Below are 22,643 nucleotides of genomic sequence, written 5' to 3'. Positions count from 1 at the left end.
AGTGATGAGGGGGATATTGTATGCACTACCAACAACCGCCGCAAACATATATCGGGCAAGTGAAATTACGCGTAGCAGATTTGACGCAATCTGTTGCTTATTATACAAAAATAATTGGCTTAAAAATTATCGAAGAAGGACCAGGGAAGGCAGCGCTAGGAACTGGAAGCAGCATCCTGCTTTATCTGGAGGAAGGTCAAGAGCTTCAAAAAATGCCGGAGCGACATGCTGGTTTGTATCATTTTGCCCTGCTTCTGCCTACCAGAGCTGATTTAGCGGATATAGTGAAATTTTTTGTGTTGAATCGAGTTCCATTTGGGGCATCTGATCACGAAGTAAGTGAGGCTATTTATTTAAACGACCCTGATGGCAATGGAATTGAGATTTATGCGGATAAACCAGATACAGGCTGGAAATGGATCGATGGAGAGATCCAAATGACAACGGACCCGCTGGATGGGGATAACTTGCTGAAGGAAGCGTCTGAAGATGAATGGAGTGGTCTTCCGGAAGGAACTGTTATGGGGCATATCCATTTATATATGCGTCATCTAGGTGAAGCAGCTGCATTTTATAATAATGTACTTGGCTTCCAGACAGTTGTCTCTAGCTATCCTGGTGCATTATTCGTCTCAACAGGGTGCTATCATCATCATATTGGCCTTAATACGTGGCATGGTGCTAATGCACCTTCTGTTAATCCAAACGAAGCAGGCATGGAATGGTTCACCATTGTCTTCCCGGATGAAGAGAAACTGCAGGAAGCGATTAAAAGAGCGGAGTCAGTTGGACTGCCGATAAAACAGGAAATGAATAGTTACACACTTATAGATCCGGTAGGGTCAAAAGTGAAATTGGTCGTCCATGGACAATGATTGACACACAACAGCAGCAGCTGTTGTGTGTATTTTTATTTGTATGTCATAATAATAGGAATAAATGATAAAAGGAGTACACGGATGAAACAACTAATACAGAGTCTTAAGCAATTTCTTCCTGAAGAAGTGCAGGTTACAGCACAAGGCAGTGTGCTGCGTCTTCTCACAGCAGAAGGAGAGCCATGTGGCATTGTAGATATAGATGAAAAAGGAGATCTTATTGGGTTTGACTTGCAGATGATGCTGCCGGATAAAGGAGAAACCGATGCTCGTGTAATCGCACAGCAGTTTGCTGCAGTTTTTTATCCGGAAGCAACAGAAGCAGTAGAGGAGGATAACTCGAGGCATAGCGTGATGATTCGTTTAGCTGAAAAGGATCCGGATTATCATTTACCGATTCCTGGTGCAGGATTGGCTGTGGAGATTCATGATTCGGGCTTTGTTACGGCAGCGCAGCTATATCGAAATGCGTATACGTTAATCGATAGTGATAGTCCTCTAGATACGATAGAGGCAAAACAGAGGTTACTTGCCGAATCACCTATTGTGCTTGGAGTGGAAGATGGACATACAACCTATAAGCTTTCGGATCAGGTCATTGGTGTACATACAGACGGCACGGTGTTATTCACCGAACTGCCGCCGGTTCTTACAGATATCGAGGCACCAGCAGGTCAAAAGGAATGGACCGGTTTGATGGGAATAACGGATGACTACATTAATTATTGTAACGAAGATGGTGTCCAGCTTTGGGCAGAAAAAGCCCTTGCTGACCAACATTCAATTGAGGAAATCCCTGATCAAGTAGCTGTTCGAAAGAATAAGGATGTATTGTTTTATTCAGGAGCAACGCCATGGAATAAAGGCAGGAGATATACAGAGGAAGATCTTAAACAGCAAGCAATTCACTTTCTTTCCGCTGTAATCGAGCAGCCGCTGGAGGAATGGAAGCATGCAGGAGAGCAGCTTGCCCCGGATGCTGCTATCGAGGACGAGCTTGAACCAACATATATCTTTCTTTTTGCTTACACTAAATCAGGTATTTCTGTAGAAGGGGTGGAAGCAAGCATCCATGTCGGAATTTATTCAGGACTAATTAGAGAGTGTATAGTAGACACTGTTCCAGATGCAGTTAGAGCAGAAAAACAATTGATGTCCGGTGAGCAAGCGAAGCAGATGCTAGGTGATTCACTGCAGCTTGAGTTGTCATGGGTTACACTTCATGAGGAAGATCACTATGAGCTCGTATATATTCGGGCAGATAAATGATAATTATTTGTTAAATAGGTTTCCTGATGCATGATAACGGTTACTTAAGATATGCCCGACAAAAATCAGGCATATCTTACATAAAGGGTGATCGCATGTTCAGTATTGGAGAAATCATTTTTATTTTGCTTTCCTGCGCCTTTTTCATGGCGCTGGTCGCAGTGGTATCCTACTATATGACGAAAGGACATGTCAGCACGGCGGATGAATACTTCCTGGCTGGGCGTGGATTGACTGGGTTGTTCATAGCTGGTTCCCTGCTGCTGACAAATCTATCGGCTGAGCAGCTGATTGGATTAAACGGACAGAGTTTCACAAATAATATGTCAGGTATGGCTTGGGAAGTGACAGCTGGCCTTGCCGCTATCATCATGGCAATCTTCCTGCTGCCTAAGTTTCTTGGAATTGGTATTTCCACCATACCGGAATTTTTAAGCAAACGGTACGATGAAACTGTCCGGCGTTTGACCGTCATTTTGTTCCTGCTCGGGTATATGTGTGTAACAATTCCTTCCATGCTTTATTCCGGCGGTGTATCCGTCCTCCAATTATTCGATTTACCAGAACTTCTCGATATTACATATACACAGGCATTGTGGCTGACAGTTTGGTTCGTCGGTATCGTTGGTGCAGTTTATGCCATTTTCGGAGGCTTAAGGGCTGTGGCAGTTTCCGATACGCTGAACGGTATCGGTTTGGTCATCATCGGTTTTCTCGTCCCGATACTTGGCTTCATTCTGCTAGGTAACGGAAATATGGTAGATGGGATGAAGCATATCGTCCAAAATAGTCCAGAAAAGCTAAATGCTATTGGCAGCAGTACGGATAATGTTCCGTTCTTCTCCATTTTTACGGGAATCCTTTTTGCCAACCTATTTTATTGGGCGTTAAACCAGTATGTGATCCAGCGTGCTTTAGGAGCAAAGAACCTGGCAGAAGGACAAAAAGGCGTTCTGTATACTGGATACCTAAAGCTGCTAGTCCCGATTTTCATGCTTATTCCTGGTGTCATCGCGTATCATTTATATGGTGACTCCATCCAAAATGGAGACTTGAGCTACCCGACGCTTGTCGGTGATGTATTGCCAGTGTGGATGCTCGGATTTTTCCTTGCCGTATTATTCGGCGCCGTGCTGAGCAGCTTCAACTCTATCTTGAATAGTGTCGCTACCTTGTTGGTGCTTGATATCTACCAGCCAGTATTCGAACCAGATGCTTCTGATGAAAAATTGATCAAGGTCAGCAAAATCCTTGGTATTATCATTGCGCTCGTTTCCTTCTTTGTAGCACCATTTCTTATGTACGCACCGGATGGCTTATGGAATTTAATCAGACAGTTCACTGGATTCTTTAATATCCCTATCCTTGTTATCGTATTGATGGGGATGATCTTTAAACGTGTACCAGCTTCAGCCGCTAAAGTGGTCATCATATTCCACGTTGTTGCTTACTACATGATGGTATGGGGCTTCCGGCAAATATTCGATTGGGATCCTGGTATCAACTATATTCATGTATACGGAATCTTGTTAGCTATCGAGGTTGTATTCATGCTTATCATGGCAAAAGTAAAACCATTGAAAGTGATCAAACCGGTCTTTTATGCGGAGAATGGGGAAGATCATCTTGTTCCTTGGAAACACGCTATTCCTGTGTCCATTACGTTGATTTTCTCGATTGTCATTTTCTATGTCATTTTCTCTCCAATTGGACTGGCTTACGAGGAAGCTGCGGTTTCGAACTGGTTCTGGCCGGTTATCGCCATACTCATTGCGGCAAACGTTGTTCTTTATATCGTATCTATTAAAACTTGGCATCAGAAGTATCATAATTATGTTGAAAAGCAAACGGAGACTGCCCGTGAGACAAGACTAAGCGGGGATTGATAAAAGCAAAAAAGCCACTCAAATGAGTGGCTTTTTTATTGCTACTGAGCACACAGCAGCAAACAAAACAGAAATATTTTGGGGGTATCCTGTTTGTAAGACATTCTAACAGAAAAACTGCAGCAATGCAAAATATTTGTTAAGTTTTTGTAAAATGCGTACTGTCTTGCGGATGCATTTGCTTCAAAATACTATCAATTGTATATAAAGGCCGCTTTTTTACTTCTGCAAAAATCGTACCAATATACTCACCGATAATACCGATTGCCATGAGCTGCAAACCTCCGAGAAGCCAGATAGAAATGATCAAGGAAGTCCAGCCGGCATCGGGGTTACCAAATACTTTCTGGACAGCTGCATAGCAAGCTGCGAGCAAGCTGATAAGAAACAGACAAAAGCCAACCAATGCTATAAGACGGATAGGAGCAACGCTGAATGAGGTGATACCTTCAAAAGCGAAACTAAGCATCTTCTTTAGTGGGTACTTCGTTTCCCCGGCCAGGCGCGGTTTTCGCTCATAAGTCACAATATCGGACTTGAAACCGATTTGCGGGATGATACCACGGAGGAATAATTTTGATTCACCATAACGCGTCAACTCCGAAAGAGCCCGGTTGTTCAGCAGCCTATAGTCGGCATGGTTGGAAATGAGTTTGATACCCAGCATCTCCATTGTCCGATAGAAGAGTGCAGCGGTATTACGCTTGAAACCGGTATCTGATGTGCGGTCATTGCGCACGCCATACACAATCTCGTAGCCTTCGAGATAACGCAGTACGAATGTACGGATGACGGAGATGTCGTCCTGCAAATCAGCGTCCAGCGTAATGACACAATCGGAATAATCCTTTGCATGGAGCATTCCAGCGAGAAGCGCTCGCTGATGTCCTGCATTAGCTGCGAGCTTTATTCCCGTGACGAACCGATTGGCTAGATGCTCTATTTTGATCAGCTGCCATGTATGGTCCTTGCTGCCATCATCCACGAATAAAATACTGCTTGCTGGTGATATAAGCTGCTCCTGCATCAAGGCAGCAAGTGTCGATGTGAGCTTAGAGCAAGTATCTGTCAAGATTTCTTCTTCGTTATAACAAGGAATCACTAATGTAAGGACAGGCAAAGATGTATTCAATGGATTCCCTCCTTTATGGTTGTACCCGGTATAGATGGACTTTCCAAGCAGAGTCGGCATGATCGAAACTTCGTTCATAATGTAAATCATTCTCGGCCGCATTCTCGATCCAAACGGAAGATAAGATGAAGGCACCGCCAAGCTCTCGTAAAGCCGCTGCATTCAAATCGAGATTCTGGATGCTGCGGTCGGAATCTTTCCGAAAGTCATAATGCTTTCCTAGCTCTGCCGAAAAAATATACAGCCGGCTGCCCCATTCATCGAAGTAACGTGTCAGGTTCTTACTCTTTGCCAACTCTCCTGCAATGACTTCACGGAACTGATGCTTGTAGGTCAAAGGGATAATATTGTTGTATGTATCGACAGTGTAGAAACCGTTGTATTGGGCAATAGCAGGATGCAAACCGATGCTTGCCACCTTATATGTGTCTTGAGACTTGCCGATATAGTCGCGGATTTCCCGGAATTGATCGACAGCATAGAAGGCCTCGACAGAAGGTGTTTGCTTATATAGGCCATAAACGATCTCTTCGTTGGATAGTGCCAATACGACAAGCTGGAGACAGAGGCACGCGTACACAAAAACGCGTATGCTGCGCTTTCCAAGCCGCCATAGCAGGTAGCATGCCAACCCGAAACTAACATAAATTACGAGCGGACGAAGGAAATGGAACCGGGCAAAATTAAATGCAGAAAGTATATCGACATGTTCTTTTGGTATTCTCCATATCTTATTGAACCAAAGGGCGTACCAAAAAGATAACAGCAGATTCAATCCGGTGAGGCCGAGATAAATGTTCATTGGCCTTGTCCGACCTCGACTGAAAAGGACCAGCAGCAAAGCAATCGTCAGTACAGGCAGGATCACAAAGGTGTGTAGTGTCATAACGTGATTATGTCCCAGCGTAAAGTTTTTCCAGAACAAACGTAGTGTTTGAGCAAAATCCTGTCTCGAAGACACGAATTCAACACGATGCATCGTTTCGGAACCAGCAATCATTGTATAGACGAGCCGGTAATCCGTTGCCAGGAAAATAGCTGTCATCCAGATGATGCTTGCCAAGAATAGCAGATTCAGCCTGCGATACCGAAGCAGGTCGACCAGCCATACAATCCCCATGAGAGCGAGGAAGAAGAAAAATCCTAGAACGAAACTAGCATATAGCGGTAATAAGGTAATAGCGGTCCAATGCATCCAATTTGCTTTTTTGGATCTGATTGACAGGAAAGCCCAAAGTGCTAACGGGTGCCCCATAGTGCTAAGCATGCCGGAGGGCCAGAACGGTGTGAGAGCGAATGCTAGTGAAACGAGAGCTGTAATCCAATGCGCTTTGACATTCCGTATGACATGGGTGCGGAGCAGCAAATACATACCAAGAAACGCAATCAGTCGGGTAAGCAGCTGACTGATTGCGTAAGCGGTCATTGTCGGAAACCAAGCGTGCAGCCAAACGATGAGTGTCCATTCTGTGCCGACAGCATCCCGGGGCAGCCCCCCGATAATCTGTGGAATTACTGCATGGACGTTGCCGAACATTTGCCCGCTTTCAGCAAGTACTTTATACCAAGCCAGATTGGAGTCGAGATTATCATGTACCCGGATATGGGCGTGATCTCCCAGCAGGAATAGGGGAGAGACGAAGACCAGTATCGCTGCCACGCACAGCAGTATGGCTTTTTTGTCAGCATAGTTCCGCAATATTCCCACATCCTCCCAAAGTAATGCTGTTAGTATGCGGCAGCAGGAAAAGATCTATACAAAAAATACCCGGAATGCTAGGCATCCGCGGGTATTTGCATAATATAAGCTGACTCAAAATCAGATTGGGGAAGCGGCTTGGAAAACAGATAACCTTGTACCTCTGTGCAGCCAAGTCCGCGAAGTGCTTGCAGCTGTGCTTCCGTTTCGACCCCTTCGGCTATTGTGTGAAGCTTGAGGTTTTCAGCCAGCGACAGGATGGTGGCAACAATGGATTGATTATACTCGATATGTTGAATGAACGTTTGATCAATTTTTAAAATATCGACCTGGAGTTTATCCAGGTAGTTCAAGGAACTATATCCTGTACCGAAATCATCGATACTAATCTTAACGCCTGTTTCGCGCAGTTTCTGGAGGGTGGAATTTATTTTGGTTTCGTTCTGCATGACAACACGTTCTGTGATTTCGAGCTCCAGCATGTTCCCATTCAGATTATAATGCTTCAGTCGCTCCCGGAAGAAACTTGAGAAATCATCCTGCAGGAATGTAATCACAGATACGTTGATGGAAATGCACGGGATAGTGCATTCGTATGTTTCTTTCCGCCACTTCGATAAACAAGCCATTACACGTTCAATAACACTGCGTTCAATTGCGACAATCAATCCGCTCTCCTCAGCAATCGGAATGAACACATTTGGAGGAATGAAGCCGCGCTCGGGGTGATGCCAGCGGAGCAGCACCTCCGCTCCGGTTATGGTACGTGTGAAGCTGTGGAATTTTGGCTGGAAGTACAAATCAAAAGCCTGTGTTTCGATTGCTTCCTGCAGCTCATGCTCAATCTCGAAACGAAGCACCTGTTTTTCTGCCATTTCCGGCTGAAACACAGTGTAATTATTTCCGCCGTTTTCTTTCGTTTGATACATTGCTATATCAGCGTACTTATAGAGACTATCCATGTCTTCCGCATGTTCCGGGAAGGAAGCAATACCGATACTTGCCTGCAATACGAGTTCATAATCGTGAAGCCGCATCGGCTGCCGGAACTGCTCGACAATGACTTGAGCCAGTCGATTGGAGGGCTTTCCAGGAACGATAAGCAGGAACTCATCTCCGCCGACCCGATTGACGGTGCCTTTGCCATCCAGGATCTTTTCCAGTCGAATTGCTGTTTCAATTAATACCTTATCCCCAAAGGAATGTCCGAAAATATCATTGATGCGTTTGAACAAATCGTAATCAATCAACAGAATACTGAAAGTAATGCCTTTGTCTGCATAGTCCTGCATTTGCTGCTGCATAAGGCGGCGATTGGGCAGTTTGGTCAGATCGTCATGATAGGCAAGGAATTCAACTTGTTTGGCTGTTTCAATCATATGTGAGATGTCTTTGATGACGAGAAAGTAACCAACGATATGATGCTTCACAATAGTAGGTATGCCAGTTATGTGTACATCTTTTTGAACACCGGAACGGTTGACTAATTTAGTGTCCCATTGATGTGATCCGCCATTTTCAATAATACTTAGGTAATCACGGAATATCTCCTTATCGAGGAACAGAGCCGCTGCATCCATCTTTGTGATAGTGTCCTCATCATAACCAGTCAAAAACTTGCTTTCTTTATTGGCATGCTGAATCGAACCATCACTCTTGACTGCCAATACAGCATTAGGATTGTCATTGAACAGAGATTGATAGAGCTGATGTGTCATCAGCAGTGCTCTGTTTCTATAAAGCAGCGGAATGACAGTCAAGACTGTATTGGAAGTCAAAACGATAACTGTTGGAATTAAAAAGTGAAAGCTATGGGATGCTGTTGAATAATAAGAAGTGAAAGCTGCAAAGATGCAATAACCTAAACCGACAATGGCAATTCCTGACATCAGGCTTCCGAGTGATAATAGCAGCTTGCTCCACTTCATTTGTTCTCCATTTGTGTACATATTGACGAAACGGAATAAGCTGAATATAGTCGATTGTGTCATAACTATGGAAGTAAGTACTTCTACAAGGTGGACATCACGCAAATACGGATATAAGAAAAACGGTGTCATCATGTACAAAAGATATATCAAAGCGGCCAATAAAAGGCTGAAAAGCAAATCATGTTTGGTATTTCCAATAGGACTGCGAACGACAAGCAGAATAAGAGCACCGCTAATGGAACTTACACAAAAATTGATTGCGAAAAAAATCCATGTTGCTTGCGGTGCAGGACCCGCATCAATCGATAGGGTAAACGAATATGTAGCCAGTACAGCACTCAAGCCAGTTCCTAATGATACTAGAATCACTTTCCAGGTACTGACTGCAGTCCGCATCATTTGCTGGCTCACATATAATACAAGCTTGGTGAGTACGCTTATGAGCAATACGCTGGTAATTGTATAAAGAAAATGGATACCCGGTATATCAATGAACGGAAGCAACGTTTTTCCTCCTGCGGCAAAAGTAAGGATTACCTGAATTGGACAGGCATGGTAACATAAGTTTATCAGATAAAGTCGAATCATGGCGCAAAACTTTTTACTAATTGCAACTCAGGAGGCGATAGTATGTATCAAACGAAAAAACTGCTGCTGCTCGGATCTGGAGAACTTGGAAAAGAGGTTGTAATCGAAGCACAGCGACTCGGTGTAGAGACGATAGCAGTCGATAGATACGATGGGGCTCCGGCAATGGCAGTTGCCGACCGCAGCTATGTTATCGATATGCTTGATCCAGAAAAGCTCAGACAGATCGTAGATTGGGAGAAACCAGATTTTATTGTTCCAGAGATCGAAGCAATCGCTACAGACGAATTGATTGAGCTGGAGAAGGAAGGTTATCATGTCGTACCGACTGCAAAAGCTGCCCAGCTGACGATGGATCGTGAAGGCATTCGCAGATTTGCTGCAGAAACATTGGATATTCCGACAGCAGGCTATCGTTTTGCGGATACATATGAAGCCTTTCAGGAAGCTGTAGAAGAGATCGGGTTTCCTTGTGTTATCAAGCCGTTGATGAGTTCTTCTGGCAAAGGACAAAGTGTCTGCCGAAAAACAGAGGACATCGAACGAAGCTGGCAAATTGCCATGGAAGGCGGAAGGGTGCAGAAACCACGTGTCATTGTAGAGGAATTCATTCGTTTTGACGCGGAAATCACCCTGCTGACAGTCCGTGCGGTAAACGGCACTTTCTTCTGCGAGCCAATTGGGCACGAACAGGAAAATGGTGACTATATCGCTTCCTGGCAGCCGCATCAGCTGACAGATTATCAGCTGGAAGAAGCACAGGAGATAGCCGAGCGTATCACAACAGGATTAGGCGGCTACGGCTTGTTTGGAGTAGAACTTTTCCTTGCTGGGGATCAAGTCTACTTCAGTGAAGTATCACCACGTCCGCATGACACAGGCATGGTGACAATGGTGACACAGCAACTGTCTCAGTTTGCCTTGCACGTACGGGCAATATTAGGCTTGCCGATTACAGAGATCAAGCTTGTGCAGCCTGGTGCAACTAGTCCGTTAAAAGCAGATACAGCATTGGAATCTTATCGCATTTCGGGTTTAAGAGAAGCGTTGCAGGAGCCCCAGACGCAGATCCGTGTCTTCCGTAAACCAGTGACAACAGTAGGGCGCAGAGTTGCTGTAGCATTATCCGTTGCTAAAACAGTGGAAGAGGCAAGGTTGCGCGCTGAACAGGCAAGGAAACGGCTTAAAGTGGAGGGACAGGATGAATTATCATAATCTGACTTTCCGCGCTGTCACGAACACAGATAACGGAGAAACATCCAGTGAAACTACCTTTCATTATCAGCAAGAAGGACAGATTCTGACTGCGGATTATGCGGGCGGATCAATTCTGGAAGGAAGGCTGATCGGCTTGGTGGAACCAGATGGTAAGCTTCGTTTCCGTTACCATCATATTAATGATCAATATGAGCTTAGGAGCGGGCATTGTGTCTCCATACCAGAAATCTTGGCAGATGGCAGGATACGTCTGCATGAACAGTGGCAATGGATGTACGATGATGCTTCGACAGGGCATTCCATCGTGGAACAAGTGACGGAGTAGTGGGGATTCTGTTTCACTAAACTTGAAACTTAGCTGGTGATGATTCGTACTGATAGCAATAAAGGAGAGGAGTGAAGTTCGGATGAAAAACACTTCCGTTTTTTTGCTTTTGGTTTCGCTTATCATTTTGGCAGCATGCAGTTCGAATAGTGCTCCAGTCGAAGAATCTGCTGCTAAAGAGGCGACTGAAGAAGCAGACGGTAAATTGGATGTAAACGCGATACAGGAAGTCAGCACGGAAGGGTCGCTGTCAAAGCTAAAAGAACAACAGGGCGGAAGAGAGACTTCTGAAATTCCAATAGAAGCTGATACAGCAAAAAATGATGAAAATGTATCTGTTACTGACTTTGTTGATGCAGCAGTTCCATCCTTAAAGGAAACAATCGAGGCTGATGATGACCCTGAAACACTGCATAAGGCTTTAATAGCTGTTCTGGGGAGTCCGCATTATGGAGAAACGATTCAGGAGGCAGAAGATCTGGAGCCTTCTTTCGATGATCCGTATCTGCCGCAGCCGAAAGCTTCAGGAGATGCTGGTGCATCATCTGAAGCTGAAAACGCCATTATTTTGCTGGATGCCAGCTCCAGTATGCTTCTGGAAGTAGACGGAGAGCAAAAGATGAAAGTTGCCAAAGATGCTGTGAAGAGTTTCGCTAAAACACTAGGCAATTCAAGTAATATTTCCCTGATTGTCTATGGGCATGAAGGATCTGAATCAGATGCAGATATGGATGAATCGTGTTCGGGTATTGAAGAGGTATATGCCTCAGGTGCTTATGACAACCAGAAATTTAGTGAAGCAACAGATCAAATCGAGGCCAGAGGCTGGACGCCGCTGGCAGGAGCAATTGAAGAAGCAGCTGATAAAAGCAGTTCAATGGATGGTGCAACCGCAATCTATATTGTCAGCGATGGCAAAGAGACTTGCGGCGGTGATCCGGTTAAAGCAGCCGAACAGGCAGCATCGGATGAGAGGGGCATTATTAATGTTATTGGGTTCGATGTCGATGAGGAATCGGAAAATCAACTTGCTGATGTAGCTACCGCGGGCAGAGGTGAATATTACGCTGCTAATAGTGCGGCAGATCTGCAAACTACCATTGAATATGAATGGCTGCCATCCAACTTGGACTTGGCATGGGCGCCTGTCAATATACCTCCGAATGGATGGGAGGTAGGCGATGAATATGATCGCCAGCGGCAGGTACTCGCTAATATAACAAATATAATGGGTAATGAAGAGGTGCGGTACGAAGCTGCACTTACAAGACTTGCAAACGAGGGAGTCATCACAGAGGAAATGAGCGCTGCTGTATCGCAGCTTATCCAAGAACGCTTTGATACAGCGAAACAAGAGTTGAGCGAACTGGAAGCAGAAAAGATTGACCAGGTAAATGAACGGCAAGAAGAGATCCGTGCCGAAGTAATGGCATGGGTGGAAGAAATGAAGAAGCTGAAGGAGAACGTCTCTCAGTGAAAGACACGGAAACAATTACAATATTGTTTCCGTGTCTTTTTGTATGCCGTGTTTAATGACTAACCGTACCAATCGAATTTACAGGACAACTGGCAGGCAGCATGGCAATTTAAGTTCATAGAAGCTTTATCCTTTCTCTCTTAAACGAAAATGACAGCGAATCACCCATATCCACCAGCTTATAACTAACATTAATCAATCATAGTCGCATTGGAAGCAGGAACTTTTCGGCATACTGTAATTTTTTTGTAAATAGACATGCGGGTAGACAAGCATGAGGTATAGTGGAAGAAAAAGGAGGTTTCCTATGGAAAGTAAACGTTTAAGGCAGACATCCGATCAAAACCGGGGCTTTGGTTTTTTGCTGTCTCTGCCTATTTTGTCGTGGGCTTTATATGACTTTGCCAATACGATTTTTTCATCAAATATTACAACCGTCTTCTTTCCATTTTATGTAACCGATACAATTGGCAATACCGCAGAACTGGAACAGCTAGGCAATACGCTGATTGCCTATGCGAATGCGCTGGCTAGCTTCTTTCTCGTCATCTTCTCCCCATTATTTGGGGTGTGGATAGACAAGACTGGTTATAAACAGCGTTATATCATCCGGTTCGCGGCGGTCTCGATTCTGTGTACAGTTTTAATGGGTTTATTTGCAGGGTGGGATTCGGAAAGAATGTTATGGGGAATGCCAGTACCGTTTGTAGCAACTGTTCTTGTATTTGTACTGGCCAAGTTCTTCTATAACAGCAGCCTTATATTTTATGATGCGAAAATCAGTGATTTGGTACCACGGAATCGTCTATCGACATTATCAGGGTTCGGTGTAGCTGTTGGTTATATGGGCACGCTTGTAGGCTTACTTGTTTATTTTTGGCTGGATGAAGGATATGAATATGTATTTCTTGCTACGGCAGGTCTGTATTTAGTGTTCACGCTTCCGATTGTATTCTTCCTAAAAGAAAAGAAGTCGGTACAGAAACAGGCTAGTGTGAGTCTATTAACTGGTTATAAAGAAATTTTCTCCACCTTCAAGGAAATACGTAAGCATCAATCCATTTTTAGGTTCATGGTAGCTTATTTCTTTGTTAATGATGCGATAGCGACAACTATTGCTGTCATGAGCGTATATGCTGTCACGGTTGTTGGGTTCAGTTCAGGACAATTCATCATTCTGTACCTAGTGTCCACGGTTACAGCTATCATCGGGTCATTTTGCTTTGGGCAGATAGCTCATCGAGTAGGTGCCCATCGATCATTTTCATTTGTGGCTTTAATTATGGTAATTGCTTTGACGATAGGAGTATTGGCAACAGCACAATGGATGTTTTGGATAGCAGGCAGTCTTTTCGGGATTGCATTAGGATCAATTTGGGTTACATCGAGGATTTTAATTGTAGATTTATCTCCAGTTGAAAAACAAGGGCAGTTCTTTGGCTTGTTCGCCTTTTCGGGAAAGGTATCTTCGATCATCGGGCCGATGATTTATGGTAGTATTACGCTGGTTTTAAGGGGATACGGGGATTTGGCTAGCAGAATTGCATTGACCTCACTTATCGTGCTCACTCTGATAGGTCTGCTTGTCCATATGGCAAAAAAGAAAACTCCGGACGGGATGGCGGCGCGTTAACGCGTCCGCCATTCCTCCAGTGAATCTACGAAGGTGCCGGTAAAATGCACACTTCTTGCAATATTAAAAAGCTGTACTTTCGCTAAAATGGAAATTGGATTGATGATGACAATATTACGGAAACCGAGCTCGTCATATAACTTAAAAGCATCAGCAATTCGATAAACCAGATTCTGCTTTATTACATTCAAATGAATAAGGTCGACAATTAAGTCGTATTCGGTGGCTTGGATAGATCCGAATGTTTCATAAAGTGTCTCCATGAAGGCCGCGGATTCATTATTTTTAAAGAACCCTTCTGCCGTTATATGAAGCACTTTCTGTTTGTCATCAATCTCAAATTTGTACATACTGAATTACTCCCCAAACTTCATTCCTTAACGGGATTTAGCGTACTAGCTTTGCTGATTTATGTCAATTAACCATTCGTCCTCTTGGTAATCAGATGTTTTAGTTTCGACAGATAATACATGTGAGTATTATACTAGTCTGTTTCTGGGCAGGTGAAAAATCCCACAATAATGCGGTTCTTTACATAAGAAGGCTGAGCTCGTTTGCTTGTTTATCCAGATTCTGGGCTGCTTGCTCAAGGGTATAAAGTTCTTCTATAACCTTCTGAACTCGCAATTTACCGTCCATACTCCGTTGCTGAGCCTGATGTGAGACAGATTCAATCTGATAAATATGCTCAGTCATCTTCCCAATATTCTCTTGAGCCTGCTTTGCTGCTTCTGCTGCTTGTGATGCCAGTTTCCGTACCTCATCCGCAACAACATTGAAACCTCTGCCATGTTCGCCTGCGTGAGCTGCTTGAATGGCAGCATTCAATGCTAGTAGATTCGTCTGGTTTGCAATGTCTCTGATAGTTTTGACAAGTGATTGAATAGAGCCTGCTTGTTTACTTAAGGCTTCCGCTGCATCTATATTAGCGGTAGTGGCAGCAACGATGGAATCGATCGAATCTGCAGCGCCATTGTTTTTTTCGATACCGGAACCCGTGCGGGAACGAAGATGATTCGCCATTTGCTGCAGGTCGGATGTAATGGTTTTAGTTCCAATTTCTCGTGCTGTAATGTCAGTTGCAACTTTCAGGACAGCTTGCACCCCGCCATCTTCATCATGAACAGGCATGTATGTAGCTTCCAGCCAGATTACATCACCATTCCTTGCAATTCGCATGATCTTATCCTGGAAAGAATGACCGCTGCGCAGACGGCTCCAGAACTGGTTATAATCTGTGCTATGGGCAAAATCCGGAGCACAGAATTGCCGGTGGTGCTTACCTGGCAGCTCTGTCTTTGGATAGCCTATGGTTGCAGCGAAGTTCTCATTAGCCCACAATACTTCGCCGAATGGCGTGAACTCTATCATAGCTAAAGACTTCTCCGCTGCGGTTAGAACGGCATTGTCATCCAGGACTTGTGTCGTAGATTGCTGGTTAATTATTATTGTAATCTTCTCCTATTCTTTTTGAAACTAAGTATTTATACCCAGATTCGTCGGTTGGAAAACATATTATAGTTATATATATATCATCCTAAAAAAAGTTAATTCTGACTGATAATATACTTTGTTATTAATAGCGCATAGAGAAAGACTATGGGAATATGTAATCTTGACTAGATTCACCGTAGTCTATACAGAGAAAGAATATAATGCTAAAACTCTTTTCAGGAAGTTTTTAAGAAGCTTTGTGTTATTCCCATTAAGTACCTCCCTTTGATATACTGACAACCAATACTAGAGAAGTTTGAAGGTGAGAGCAGAATGGCCGATGTACAAGCATCTATTGGTGCGGAGGAGAATAACGATATTACTTTCAGGCAGGGGGTAAGAGATTGTGTCCCTACACTGCTTGGATATATCAGCATAGGTATTGCTGCTGGAGTAGTAGGTATTGCAGCAGGACTCAGTGCGCTGGAGGTAGTGTTACTGGCAGTACTTGTATATGCTGGGTCGGCTCAATTTATATTTGCTGCCTTAGTGCTTGATGGAAGTCCGGCTGCCGCAATTATTTTAACGACCTTTATTGTGAATTTACGTCATTTTCTTATGAGCGCGACACTGGCACCGCATTTTACGCAGTATTCTGTTTGGCAGAACATCGGATTTGGCGTGCTGCTGACAGATGAGACTTTTGGTGTGGCTTCCAGCAAGGTGCAACAGAAGCGGATAATGACGGCAAGCTGGATGAATGGGTTGAACGTGACAGCTTATATATGCTGGATTATTTCTTGTGCTTTCGGTGCATTGTTTGGTAATTGGATAGCAGATCCAGAGGCATTTGGTCTGGATTTCGCATTGACCAGTATGTTCATTGCACTGCTTGTACTGCAGCTGGATGCAATTGAATCGACGAAATTAAAGCACTATATTCGGTTAATATTGTGTATCGTCATACTGATGATAGGTTTCTCATTTTTTGTCAGTTCCCATATGGCTGTACTGCTTGCTACCATTCTTGGCGCAACGATAGGGGTGGTGACGGAGAAATGAACGTATCTTTTTCCATGCTGCTGCTGATTGCTGCTTGTGCGGCAGTGACGATAGTACCGCGTGTATTGCCTTTTTTGATCATCAGAAATCTAAAATTGCCAGTGCTTGCCTTGAGATGGCTGTCTTACATCCCAATATGTATACTGACTGCACTTGTTGTCTCGAATGTTCTAGGGGAAAACGGACCACTTTCCTTCGACTGGCAGGTCATCGCAATCATGATTCCTACCATTCTTTTCGCACTTTGGACCAAGAGTCTATTATTTACGGTAGTAATTGGTGTTGTACTCATGGCTGGTTTGCGCTTTTTCATAGGATAAAAGAAAAACCCCGATGCTCTAGTCTCAATGCATCGGGGTTTTTCTCTTTCACGTAACTGGAGCAGGGTTGAATAGAGCTAGATCATTATGGGTTCCCCAATGATCTGCCCAGGTCTGTTTTCTTCCGCTTGCTACATCCAGTATAAAGTTGAAAATCTCCCAGCCAACTTCTTCTAATGTTGCTTCTCCAGTAGCAATTGTACCAGCATTGATATCAATTAAATCCTTCCATTGCTGCTGAAGGGCGGTGCGTGTTGATATCTTTACGACTGGGGCCATCGCCAGACTGTATGGTGTGCCGCGGCCAGTTGTGAAGAGCTGCAGGTGGATGCCGGAAGCGAGCTGGAGCGTACCGCAGACAAAGTCGCTGGCTGGAGTGGCAGCAAATATTAAACCCTTCGTTTCAGCACGTTCTCCAGGTGCGAGGACATCCGTAATTGTGCTTTGTCCAGACTTGGCGACAGAGCCTAAAGCTTTTTCTACTATATTGGATAAACCGCCTTTTTTATTCCCGGGTGACGGATTGGCGCTCCGATCTGCCTGACCAGAAGCTAAATAACGGTCATACCAATCCATTTCGCGAACTAGTTTTTCGGCAACTTCCTTGCTGGCTGCTCGAGGTGTAAGTAAATGGATCGCATCCCGAACCTCCGTCACTTCGGAAAACATTACTGTTGCTCCAGCGCGGACGAGCAAATCCGATGCATAACCAACGGCAGGGTTTGCGGTAACGCCGGAGAAAGCATCACTTCCGCCGCATTGTGTGCCAATAACCAAGTCAGAGACAGGACAAGTTTCCCGTTTTCTTTTATTCAGCATAGTTAGCTTTGCTTCGGCCTTTTCTATGATTTTGTCCACCATTGCATGAAAGCCTTGCTGATCCTGCAGCATAATAATATCCTCATCGTTTCCGCTAGGATTGACTCGTGATGGAATGAGTTTCTCACAGCCAAGACCAATGACTAGTGTCTCACCGCCAAAGTTCGGGTGACGGGCTAAGTTCTGTACAGTGCGAATCGGGATGATTGCTTCTGGTGCCTGGATAGCAACCCCACAGCCATACGCATGATGAAGACCGACAATATCATCCACATTTGGATAGTTCGGCAGAATATCCTGTTTCAGTCGCTTAACTGCGTGATCCATGACACCGACGACACATTGGACACTTGTTATAATGCCAAGTATGTTCTTGGTGCCGACTGATCCATCCGGATTCCGATAACCTTCGAATGTATAGCCTTCCAATGAAGGAAGGTGGACAGCAGGAGCAGGGGAAAGAGAGAGTTCATCCAGCGGCGGTGGGGTGGGCATGAGCAAGTGACGTTCTTGGACCCAGCTGCCGGTAGGAATATCTGTTGTGGCATGTCCGATCACTTCACCGTAGCGGATAACAGGTTCGCCTGTTTGGATGGGCTGCAGAGAAATCTTGTGGCCTTGGGGAATGTGCTCCTGTGTGACAATGCCATCTGCAAGGGAAGTTCCGCCAGCAAGACCACCATCGGCAACTGCGATTGCAACATTGTCTTGTTCATGTACTTTAACAAAATAAGGGTTAGTCGTGGATTTCAATTGTATTCCTCCTCTTTTGTAAGCGATTTCAATTAGAAGCAATAAAAAAGAATGGGACTATTTGTTATTTTGTATAATTGTATGACCATTAACAGGTACTGTCAATAGGCTATGGAAGAAGCAGCCGAATTCATCCCGCTGCTTCTTCCAGTTGTTTTGAATAAACAGCTGTGATTAAGAAAGTCACTCCGGTGATGACGAGGACAATCATTAGAAACCGGAACCCAGGCAGCGACAAGTCAGAGCCGAATACAATCGCTAAGACAACAGAAGAAAGAATGGAACCAAGGTATCTGCATGTCTGGAAGAGGCCTGAGCTTGTCCCGACAATAGATTCGGGGGAAGCGTGCAGCATGGCTGCTTGCAAGGTGACATTACCGATGCCGTAGCTAATTCCTAGAAAAATGAGGACAGTACCAATGTTTCCGAGAGTCAGGTGCTGGGATATGGCAGCTAATGTTGCAGTTCCGCCAATCATGAGCACAGCTCCGACAATCGTAGGAATATTTGTACCGGAACGATCGATCCAGCGACCCATCAAGAATGACACAAGCGTACTTGCACCAGAAAGGAAGATCATCATCAAACCGCTCGTCTTCAGGCTGTAATGCAAAACATCCTGGAAGAAGCTCGGCAGTCCGAAGAAGAGACTGTAGTTGAATATGTTCAATAGTATGAACTGGATATAGACAAGCGTCAGCCGTTTATTGCTCCGTAATAGACGGACATCGATAAAAGGGAAGGCAGTGTGTAATTCACGCACAATGAATGCTGCAAGAAAAATAATGCCTATACCCAATGGCAGCAAATGGACGCCATGCTCGAAAGACAGCAGAAAGTACAATAGAAAGCTCATACCGATTGCAAATAGAATAATTCCAATGGTGTCGAGTTGTTTCCAGAACTCCCGGAAAGTGTAGTGCGTGGTTTCTGGATCCTTTGGGACAGCGAACCAAGTCAGCAGAAAGCTAAGCAAAATGAATGGAGCATTCACTGTAAAAATGGACTGCCAGCCAGCAAAGTCGATCAGAAATCCGCCGGCGGTTGGACCAAATGCTGACATGGACGAAGTGAAAATGGATAGTATGGCAAGTGCTGATGCTTGTTTCTCATGTATATGGGTACGTACAAGTGCCATACCAGCTGGATAAATGGAACTGCTGCCAACTGCCTGGAACAGCCGCATGCCTAATAAAATAAGGAATGTGTCTGCAAATGGGGCACCAACAGCAGAAACAGCAACAAGCAGCAGGCCGATCAAAAGCATCTTACGCCGTCCAATAAGATCTCCGACCTTGCCGGCAATTGGAACAACAATCGCACTTGCTAAATAGTAAGTAGAAATTAGCCATGAGACTGTGGCAAAGCTCAGTGAAAAATCATGCTGTATAGCATGAAGTGCCAAAGAAATCATCGAAGAATTCAGTGGGTTGAGCATTGTCCCTGTTGCGATAGCTGTCAGGAAAAGGCCGCGTTGCTTCTTATTCATTCCACTATACCGAAAGAGACCTCTGTACTCAGGCCGATAGAAGGAAGAACGAATTTACAAGCAGTTTTATAGTTTTTTTTCACGATGTTGGTCATCTCTGTTACCTCCAGCTTTCACTCTGCTGTTAATGTGACCATTCTGTGTTTTCTTTACACATATTCGCTTTCATGTACTTTCTTCCACATGGAATGAAAGCATTATATGTTTAATTTGCCGCGAAATAAGTTCCATCCATTTACGGGCTGGGTATTGTAACACGGAACGTCTTAAATTTCCTTTTGGGAGGATGTGTGGATTACTACTTGAATTAAGCTGAATGGCGAGCTGCAGTTACGTTTATAATAAGCGCAGAGCATGTGATTTAATCCTGATTAGTTTACTCAGACTTTTTTCTTTACTTTTCCTGATGTTGGCCTTAAACTGATGAAGTTAAAAATTATAGAAAAGTGGGTTTGGTACATGAAGAAAGCACTATTAGGTCTACTATTTATGTCGATATTTGCAATTCTTGCTGCCTGTGGCAACGGAGATGATTCTGCTTCCGATTCTGGTGATAAAGGCGGCAACGCTGATCTTTGGCAAGAAGTTCAAGATAAAGGTGAAATTACAGTAGGAACAGAAGGAACATACTCTCCGTTCACATTCCATGATGATAACGGTGAACTTACAGGTTATGACGTGGAAGTGATGAAGGAAGTCGGTAAGCATTTGGGTCTTGAAGTGAAATTTGAAGAGACACAATGGGATTCCATGTTCTCTGGTTTGAACAGTGATCGTTTCGATGTGATTGCGAACCAAGTGGGTAAAGGGGAAAATGACGAACGTGTCGGTCAGTATGACTTCTCAGATCCATACACAAAATCTCAGTCTGTTGTGGTAACAGCTGCAGATAACAATGACATCAAATCGATTGAAGATGTAGAAGGTAAGACATCCGCACAGTCTCTAACAAGTAACTACAATGCATTAGCTACTGAAGCTGGCGCGGAAATTGAAGGTGTGGAAGGCTTGGCTCAATCCATTCAGCTGATTGAACAAGGTCGTGTTGACCTTACTTTCAACGATAAGCTTGCTGTGCTTGACTATCTGAATAATACGGATAAGGAAGCACCTGTGAAAATCGCTTTCGAAACTGGCGAACCTTCCGAGACATACTTCACATTCCGTAAGGATAGCGGTGAAATTGTCGATCAGTTCAACAAAGCACTTGATGAGATGCGTGAAGATGGTACATTAGCGGAAATCTCAACGAAATGGTTTGGCGAAGATGTTAACAAATAATATGGTATTCGGCGGGATTGTCATCCCTTGGGAGCTGTTGCAGCAGTCATTCTGGCCGATACTGATCGAGGGGATCAAAGTCACGATCCCCTTGACTCTTATTTCGTTCTTTCTAGGCATCATTATCGCACTCATCACGGCATTGGTTAGGATCTCGAATATCAAGCCTTTGCGGTGGATTTTTTCTGTTTATGTCTCTGCTATCCGCGGCACACCGCTGCTTGTTCAGCTATTCATTATTTTCTACTTACTGCCGGAATTAAATATTATGATAGATCCTTATCCGACAGCAATTATTGCTTTTTCTTTAAACGTCGGAGCATATGCTTCGGAAATCATCCGGGCATCCATTCTCTCAGTTCCTAAGGGGCAGTGGGAGGCAGGCTTTACAATCGGGATGACTTATCGGAATACATTGTTTCGTGTCATTCTGCCCCAGGCGCTGCGAGTTTCCGTACCGCCTTTATCCAATAGCTTTATTAGCTTAGTGAAGGAAACATCCTTGGCATCTCAGATTCTCGTAACCGAGCTGTTTCGTAAGTCACAGCAAATCGGTGCGACGAATTTGGATCAGATTGTTTACATCTATATCTTGGCTGCCTTCATTTATTGGATCATCTGTTTCGTCCTTTCGCTGGCACAGCATCAGCTCGAACGCAGATTAGACCGCTATACAGCAAGGTAAGGAGGGGTAGCTATGCTAGCAGTAAAAGGTTTAAAGAAAACTTTTGGTACAAATACAGTACTGAAATCTATTGATATGCAAGTGAATAAAGGTAAGGTAATCGCAATCCTTGGACCATCCGGTTCTGGTAAGACAACCTTGCTTCGCTGTCTGAATGCATTGGAAATACCGGACGAAGGTATTGTCGGCTTCGAAGACCATCAGGTCGATTTTGGACAGAAGGTTAAACAGCAGGAGTTAATCAAGCTGCGCCGTAAATCAGGGATGGTATTTCAATCTTATAATCTATTTCCGCATCGCACTGTTCTGGAGAATGTCATGGAAGGGCCTGTTCAGGTTCAGAAACGGGACAAACAGACTGTTAAAGCGGAAGCAATTGAATTGCTTGATAAAGTAGGATTGAAGGATAAAAAGGATCTTTATCCGTATCAGCTATCCGGCGGGCAGCAACAGCGTGTCGGTATAGCACGTGCGCTTGCAATCAAGCCTGAATTGATGCTTTTTGATGAACCTACTTCAGCACTGGATCCTGAGCTGATTGGGGAAGTGCTCCGTGTCATGAAGGATCTGGCTAACGAAGGCTGGACGATGGTTGTTGTCACGCATGAGATTAAATTCGCACAGGAGATTGCGGATGAAGTCATCTTCATCGATGGCGGTGTCATTGTTGAGCAAGGACCGCCGGCGGAAGTTCTGTCTCATCCAAAAGAGGAGCGTACGCAGCGCTTCCTGCATCGCATTTTGAATCCTACAGAGTAACAGGA

19 protein-coding genes are annotated in these 22,643 nt (G+C 44.3%); 12 read left to right on the top strand and 7 right to left on the bottom strand.

Annotated elements, in window-relative coordinates:
• Window positions 1–20 precede the first annotated feature (20 nt).
• The 3 genes from ABXS78_RS15685 to ABXS78_RS15675 all read left to right on the top strand — a co-directional run bounded on the left by ABXS78_RS15685 (window position 21) and on the right by ABXS78_RS15675 (window position 4,033).
• Window positions 21–875 (top strand): VOC family protein, encoded by an 855-nt coding sequence (locus tag ABXS78_RS15685; RefSeq protein WP_366247982.1) that lies wholly within the window; start codon window positions 21–23, stop codon window positions 873–875.
• An 84-nt stretch (window positions 876–959) separates the two neighbouring features.
• Entirely contained in the window at window positions 960–2,147 is a 1,188-nt protein-coding gene (locus ABXS78_RS15680) for a hypothetical protein (RefSeq protein WP_366247981.1), read from the top strand.
• A gap of 95 nt (window positions 2,148–2,242) precedes the next feature.
• Entirely contained in the window at window positions 2,243–4,033 is a 1,791-nt protein-coding gene (locus ABXS78_RS15675; protein ID WP_366247980.1) for a solute:sodium symporter family transporter, read from the top strand.
• A gap of 139 nt (window positions 4,034–4,172) precedes the next feature.
• On the opposite strand, the gene ABXS78_RS15670 is transcribed toward ABXS78_RS15675, so the two are convergent.
• From ABXS78_RS15670 to ABXS78_RS15660, 3 genes are all read right to left on the bottom strand, one after another.
• On the bottom strand, window positions 4,173–5,165 hold the full coding sequence (locus tag ABXS78_RS15670; RefSeq protein WP_366247979.1) for a glycosyltransferase family 2 protein: 993 nt from the start codon (window positions 5,163–5,165) through the stop codon (window positions 4,173–4,175).
• A gap of 13 nt (window positions 5,166–5,178) precedes the next feature.
• Window positions 5,179–6,864 (bottom strand): DUF6044 family protein, encoded by a 1,686-nt coding sequence (locus ABXS78_RS15665; protein WP_366247978.1) that lies wholly within the window; start codon window positions 6,862–6,864, stop codon window positions 5,179–5,181.
• Between the two features lie 77 nt (window positions 6,865–6,941).
• Entirely contained in the window at window positions 6,942–9,299 is a 2,358-nt protein-coding gene (locus tag ABXS78_RS15660; RefSeq protein WP_366247977.1) for an EAL domain-containing protein, read from the bottom strand.
• 126 nt (window positions 9,300–9,425) lie between these two features.
• Here ABXS78_RS15660 and purT point away from each other — a divergent pair, with 126 nt between their 5' ends.
• The 4 genes from purT to ABXS78_RS15640 all read left to right on the top strand — a co-directional run bounded on the left by purT (window position 9,426) and on the right by ABXS78_RS15640 (window position 14,036).
• Window positions 9,426–10,598, top strand: coding sequence for a phosphoribosylglycinamide formyltransferase 2 (purT, locus tag ABXS78_RS15655; protein ID WP_366247976.1), 1,173 nt, complete (start codon window positions 9,426–9,428; stop codon window positions 10,596–10,598).
• Entirely contained in the window at window positions 10,585–10,926 is a 342-nt protein-coding gene (locus ABXS78_RS15650) for a n-acetylglutamate synthase (RefSeq protein WP_366247975.1), read from the top strand. The genes purT and ABXS78_RS15650 overlap by 14 nt, the downstream gene beginning before the upstream one ends.
• Before the next feature lie 82 nt (window positions 10,927–11,008).
• On the top strand, window positions 11,009–12,403 hold the full coding sequence (locus ABXS78_RS15645) for a VWA domain-containing protein (RefSeq protein WP_366247974.1): 1,395 nt from the start codon (window positions 11,009–11,011) through the stop codon (window positions 12,401–12,403).
• 307 nt (window positions 12,404–12,710) lie between these two features.
• On the top strand, window positions 12,711–14,036 hold the full coding sequence (locus tag ABXS78_RS15640) for an MFS transporter (RefSeq protein WP_366247973.1): 1,326 nt from the start codon (window positions 12,711–12,713) through the stop codon (window positions 14,034–14,036).
• On the opposite strand, the gene ABXS78_RS15635 is transcribed toward ABXS78_RS15640, so the two are convergent.
• Both ABXS78_RS15635 and ABXS78_RS15630 read right to left on the bottom strand, forming a co-directional pair.
• Window positions 14,033–14,386, bottom strand: a complete 354-nt coding sequence (locus ABXS78_RS15635) for a hypothetical protein (RefSeq protein WP_095221317.1) — start codon at window positions 14,384–14,386, stop codon at window positions 14,033–14,035. The genes ABXS78_RS15640 and ABXS78_RS15635 overlap by 4 nt on opposite strands.
• A gap of 181 nt (window positions 14,387–14,567) precedes the next feature.
• Window positions 14,568–15,452 carry a methyl-accepting chemotaxis protein gene (locus tag ABXS78_RS15630; protein ID WP_366249957.1) on the bottom strand — a complete coding sequence of 295 codons (885 nt, stop codon included), beginning with the start codon at window positions 15,450–15,452 and terminating at the stop codon, window positions 14,568–14,570.
• Window positions 15,453–15,803: 351 nt separating this feature from the next.
• On the opposite strand from ABXS78_RS15630, the gene ABXS78_RS15625 reads away from it, so the two are divergent.
• The gene (locus tag ABXS78_RS15625; protein ID WP_366247972.1) at window positions 15,804–16,532 is read left to right on the top strand and encodes an AzlC family ABC transporter permease; all 729 of its coding nucleotides are present in this window, start codon (window positions 15,804–15,806) and stop codon (window positions 16,530–16,532) included.
• Window positions 16,529–16,852 (top strand): AzlD domain-containing protein, encoded by a 324-nt coding sequence (locus ABXS78_RS15620; RefSeq protein ID WP_095221312.1) that lies wholly within the window; start codon window positions 16,529–16,531, stop codon window positions 16,850–16,852. The genes ABXS78_RS15625 and ABXS78_RS15620 overlap by 4 nt, the downstream gene beginning before the upstream one ends.
• 48 nt (window positions 16,853–16,900) lie before the next feature.
• On the opposite strand, the gene garD is transcribed toward ABXS78_RS15620, so the two are convergent.
• Window positions 16,901–18,430 carry a galactarate dehydratase gene (gene garD / locus ABXS78_RS15615; protein ID WP_366249956.1) on the bottom strand — a complete coding sequence of 510 codons (1,530 nt, stop codon included), beginning with the start codon at window positions 18,428–18,430 and terminating at the stop codon, window positions 16,901–16,903.
• 124 nt (window positions 18,431–18,554) lie between these two features.
• A complete protein-coding gene (locus ABXS78_RS15610) occupies window positions 18,555–19,913 on the bottom strand; it encodes an MFS transporter (RefSeq protein ID WP_366247971.1) in 1,359 nt (452 codons plus the stop codon).
• A 459-nt stretch (window positions 19,914–20,372) separates the two neighbouring features.
• Here ABXS78_RS15610 and ABXS78_RS15605 point away from each other — a divergent pair, with 459 nt between their 5' ends.
• From ABXS78_RS15605 to ABXS78_RS15595, 3 genes are read left to right on the top strand one after another with little or no spacing between them, the layout of a single operon-like run.
• Window positions 20,373–21,194, top strand: a complete 822-nt coding sequence (locus tag ABXS78_RS15605) for an amino acid ABC transporter substrate-binding protein (protein WP_095221308.1) — start codon at window positions 20,373–20,375, stop codon at window positions 21,192–21,194.
• Window positions 21,181–21,879 (top strand): amino acid ABC transporter permease, encoded by a 699-nt coding sequence (locus tag ABXS78_RS15600; RefSeq protein ID WP_366247970.1) that lies wholly within the window; start codon window positions 21,181–21,183, stop codon window positions 21,877–21,879. The genes ABXS78_RS15605 and ABXS78_RS15600 overlap by 14 nt, the downstream gene beginning before the upstream one ends.
• Before the next feature lie 12 nt (window positions 21,880–21,891).
• Window positions 21,892–22,638: an amino acid ABC transporter ATP-binding protein gene (locus tag ABXS78_RS15595; RefSeq protein WP_366247969.1), complete on the top strand. Its 747-nt coding sequence runs from the start codon at window positions 21,892–21,894 to the stop codon at window positions 22,636–22,638.
• Window positions 22,639–22,643: the final 5 nt, after the last annotated feature.

Origin of the sequence: Terribacillus aidingensis (assembly GCF_040703035.1) — a bacterium.
Taxonomy (GTDB): Bacteria; Bacillota; Bacilli; order Bacillales; family Amphibacillaceae; genus Terribacillus.
Note: the sequence above shows the minus strand (reverse complement) of the source record. Positions and strands in the feature narration are given on the sequence as shown.

What these genes read in the sequence shown, in the direction of transcription:
- ABXS78_RS15650 (WP_366247975.1), top strand. Translation starts at nt 10,585, where the DNA reads ATGAATTATCATAATCTGACTTTCCGCGCTGTCACGAACACAGATAAC.
- purT (WP_366247976.1), top strand. Translation starts at nt 9,426, where the DNA reads ATGTATCAAACGAAAAAACTGCTGCTGCTCGGATCTGGAGAACTTGGA.
- ABXS78_RS15620 (WP_095221312.1), top strand. Translation starts at nt 16,529, where the DNA reads ATGAACGTATCTTTTTCCATGCTGCTGCTGATTGCTGCTTGTGCGGCA.
- ABXS78_RS15600 (WP_366247970.1), top strand. Translation starts at nt 21,181, where the DNA reads ATGTTAACAAATAATATGGTATTCGGCGGGATTGTCATCCCTTGGGAG.
- ABXS78_RS15635 (WP_095221317.1), bottom strand. Translation starts at nt 14,386, where the DNA reads ATGTACAAATTTGAGATTGATGACAAACAGAAAGTGCTTCATATAACG.
- ABXS78_RS15645 (WP_366247974.1), top strand. Translation starts at nt 11,009, where the DNA reads ATGAAAAACACTTCCGTTTTTTTGCTTTTGGTTTCGCTTATCATTTTG.
- ABXS78_RS15605 (WP_095221308.1), top strand. Translation starts at nt 20,373, where the DNA reads ATGAAGAAAGCACTATTAGGTCTACTATTTATGTCGATATTTGCAATT.
- ABXS78_RS15675 (WP_366247980.1), top strand. Translation starts at nt 2,243, where the DNA reads ATGTTCAGTATTGGAGAAATCATTTTTATTTTGCTTTCCTGCGCCTTT.
- ABXS78_RS15640 (WP_366247973.1), top strand. Translation starts at nt 12,711, where the DNA reads ATGGAAAGTAAACGTTTAAGGCAGACATCCGATCAAAACCGGGGCTTT.
- ABXS78_RS15625 (WP_366247972.1), top strand. Translation starts at nt 15,804, where the DNA reads ATGGCCGATGTACAAGCATCTATTGGTGCGGAGGAGAATAACGATATT.
- ABXS78_RS15595 (WP_366247969.1), top strand. Translation starts at nt 21,892, where the DNA reads ATGCTAGCAGTAAAAGGTTTAAAGAAAACTTTTGGTACAAATACAGTA.
- ABXS78_RS15610 (WP_366247971.1), bottom strand. Translation starts at nt 19,913, where the DNA reads ATGAATAAGAAGCAACGCGGCCTTTTCCTGACAGCTATCGCAACAGGG.
- ABXS78_RS15685 (WP_366247982.1), top strand. Translation starts at nt 21, where the DNA reads ATGCACTACCAACAACCGCCGCAAACATATATCGGGCAAGTGAAATTA.
- ABXS78_RS15680 (WP_366247981.1), top strand. Translation starts at nt 960, where the DNA reads ATGAAACAACTAATACAGAGTCTTAAGCAATTTCTTCCTGAAGAAGTG.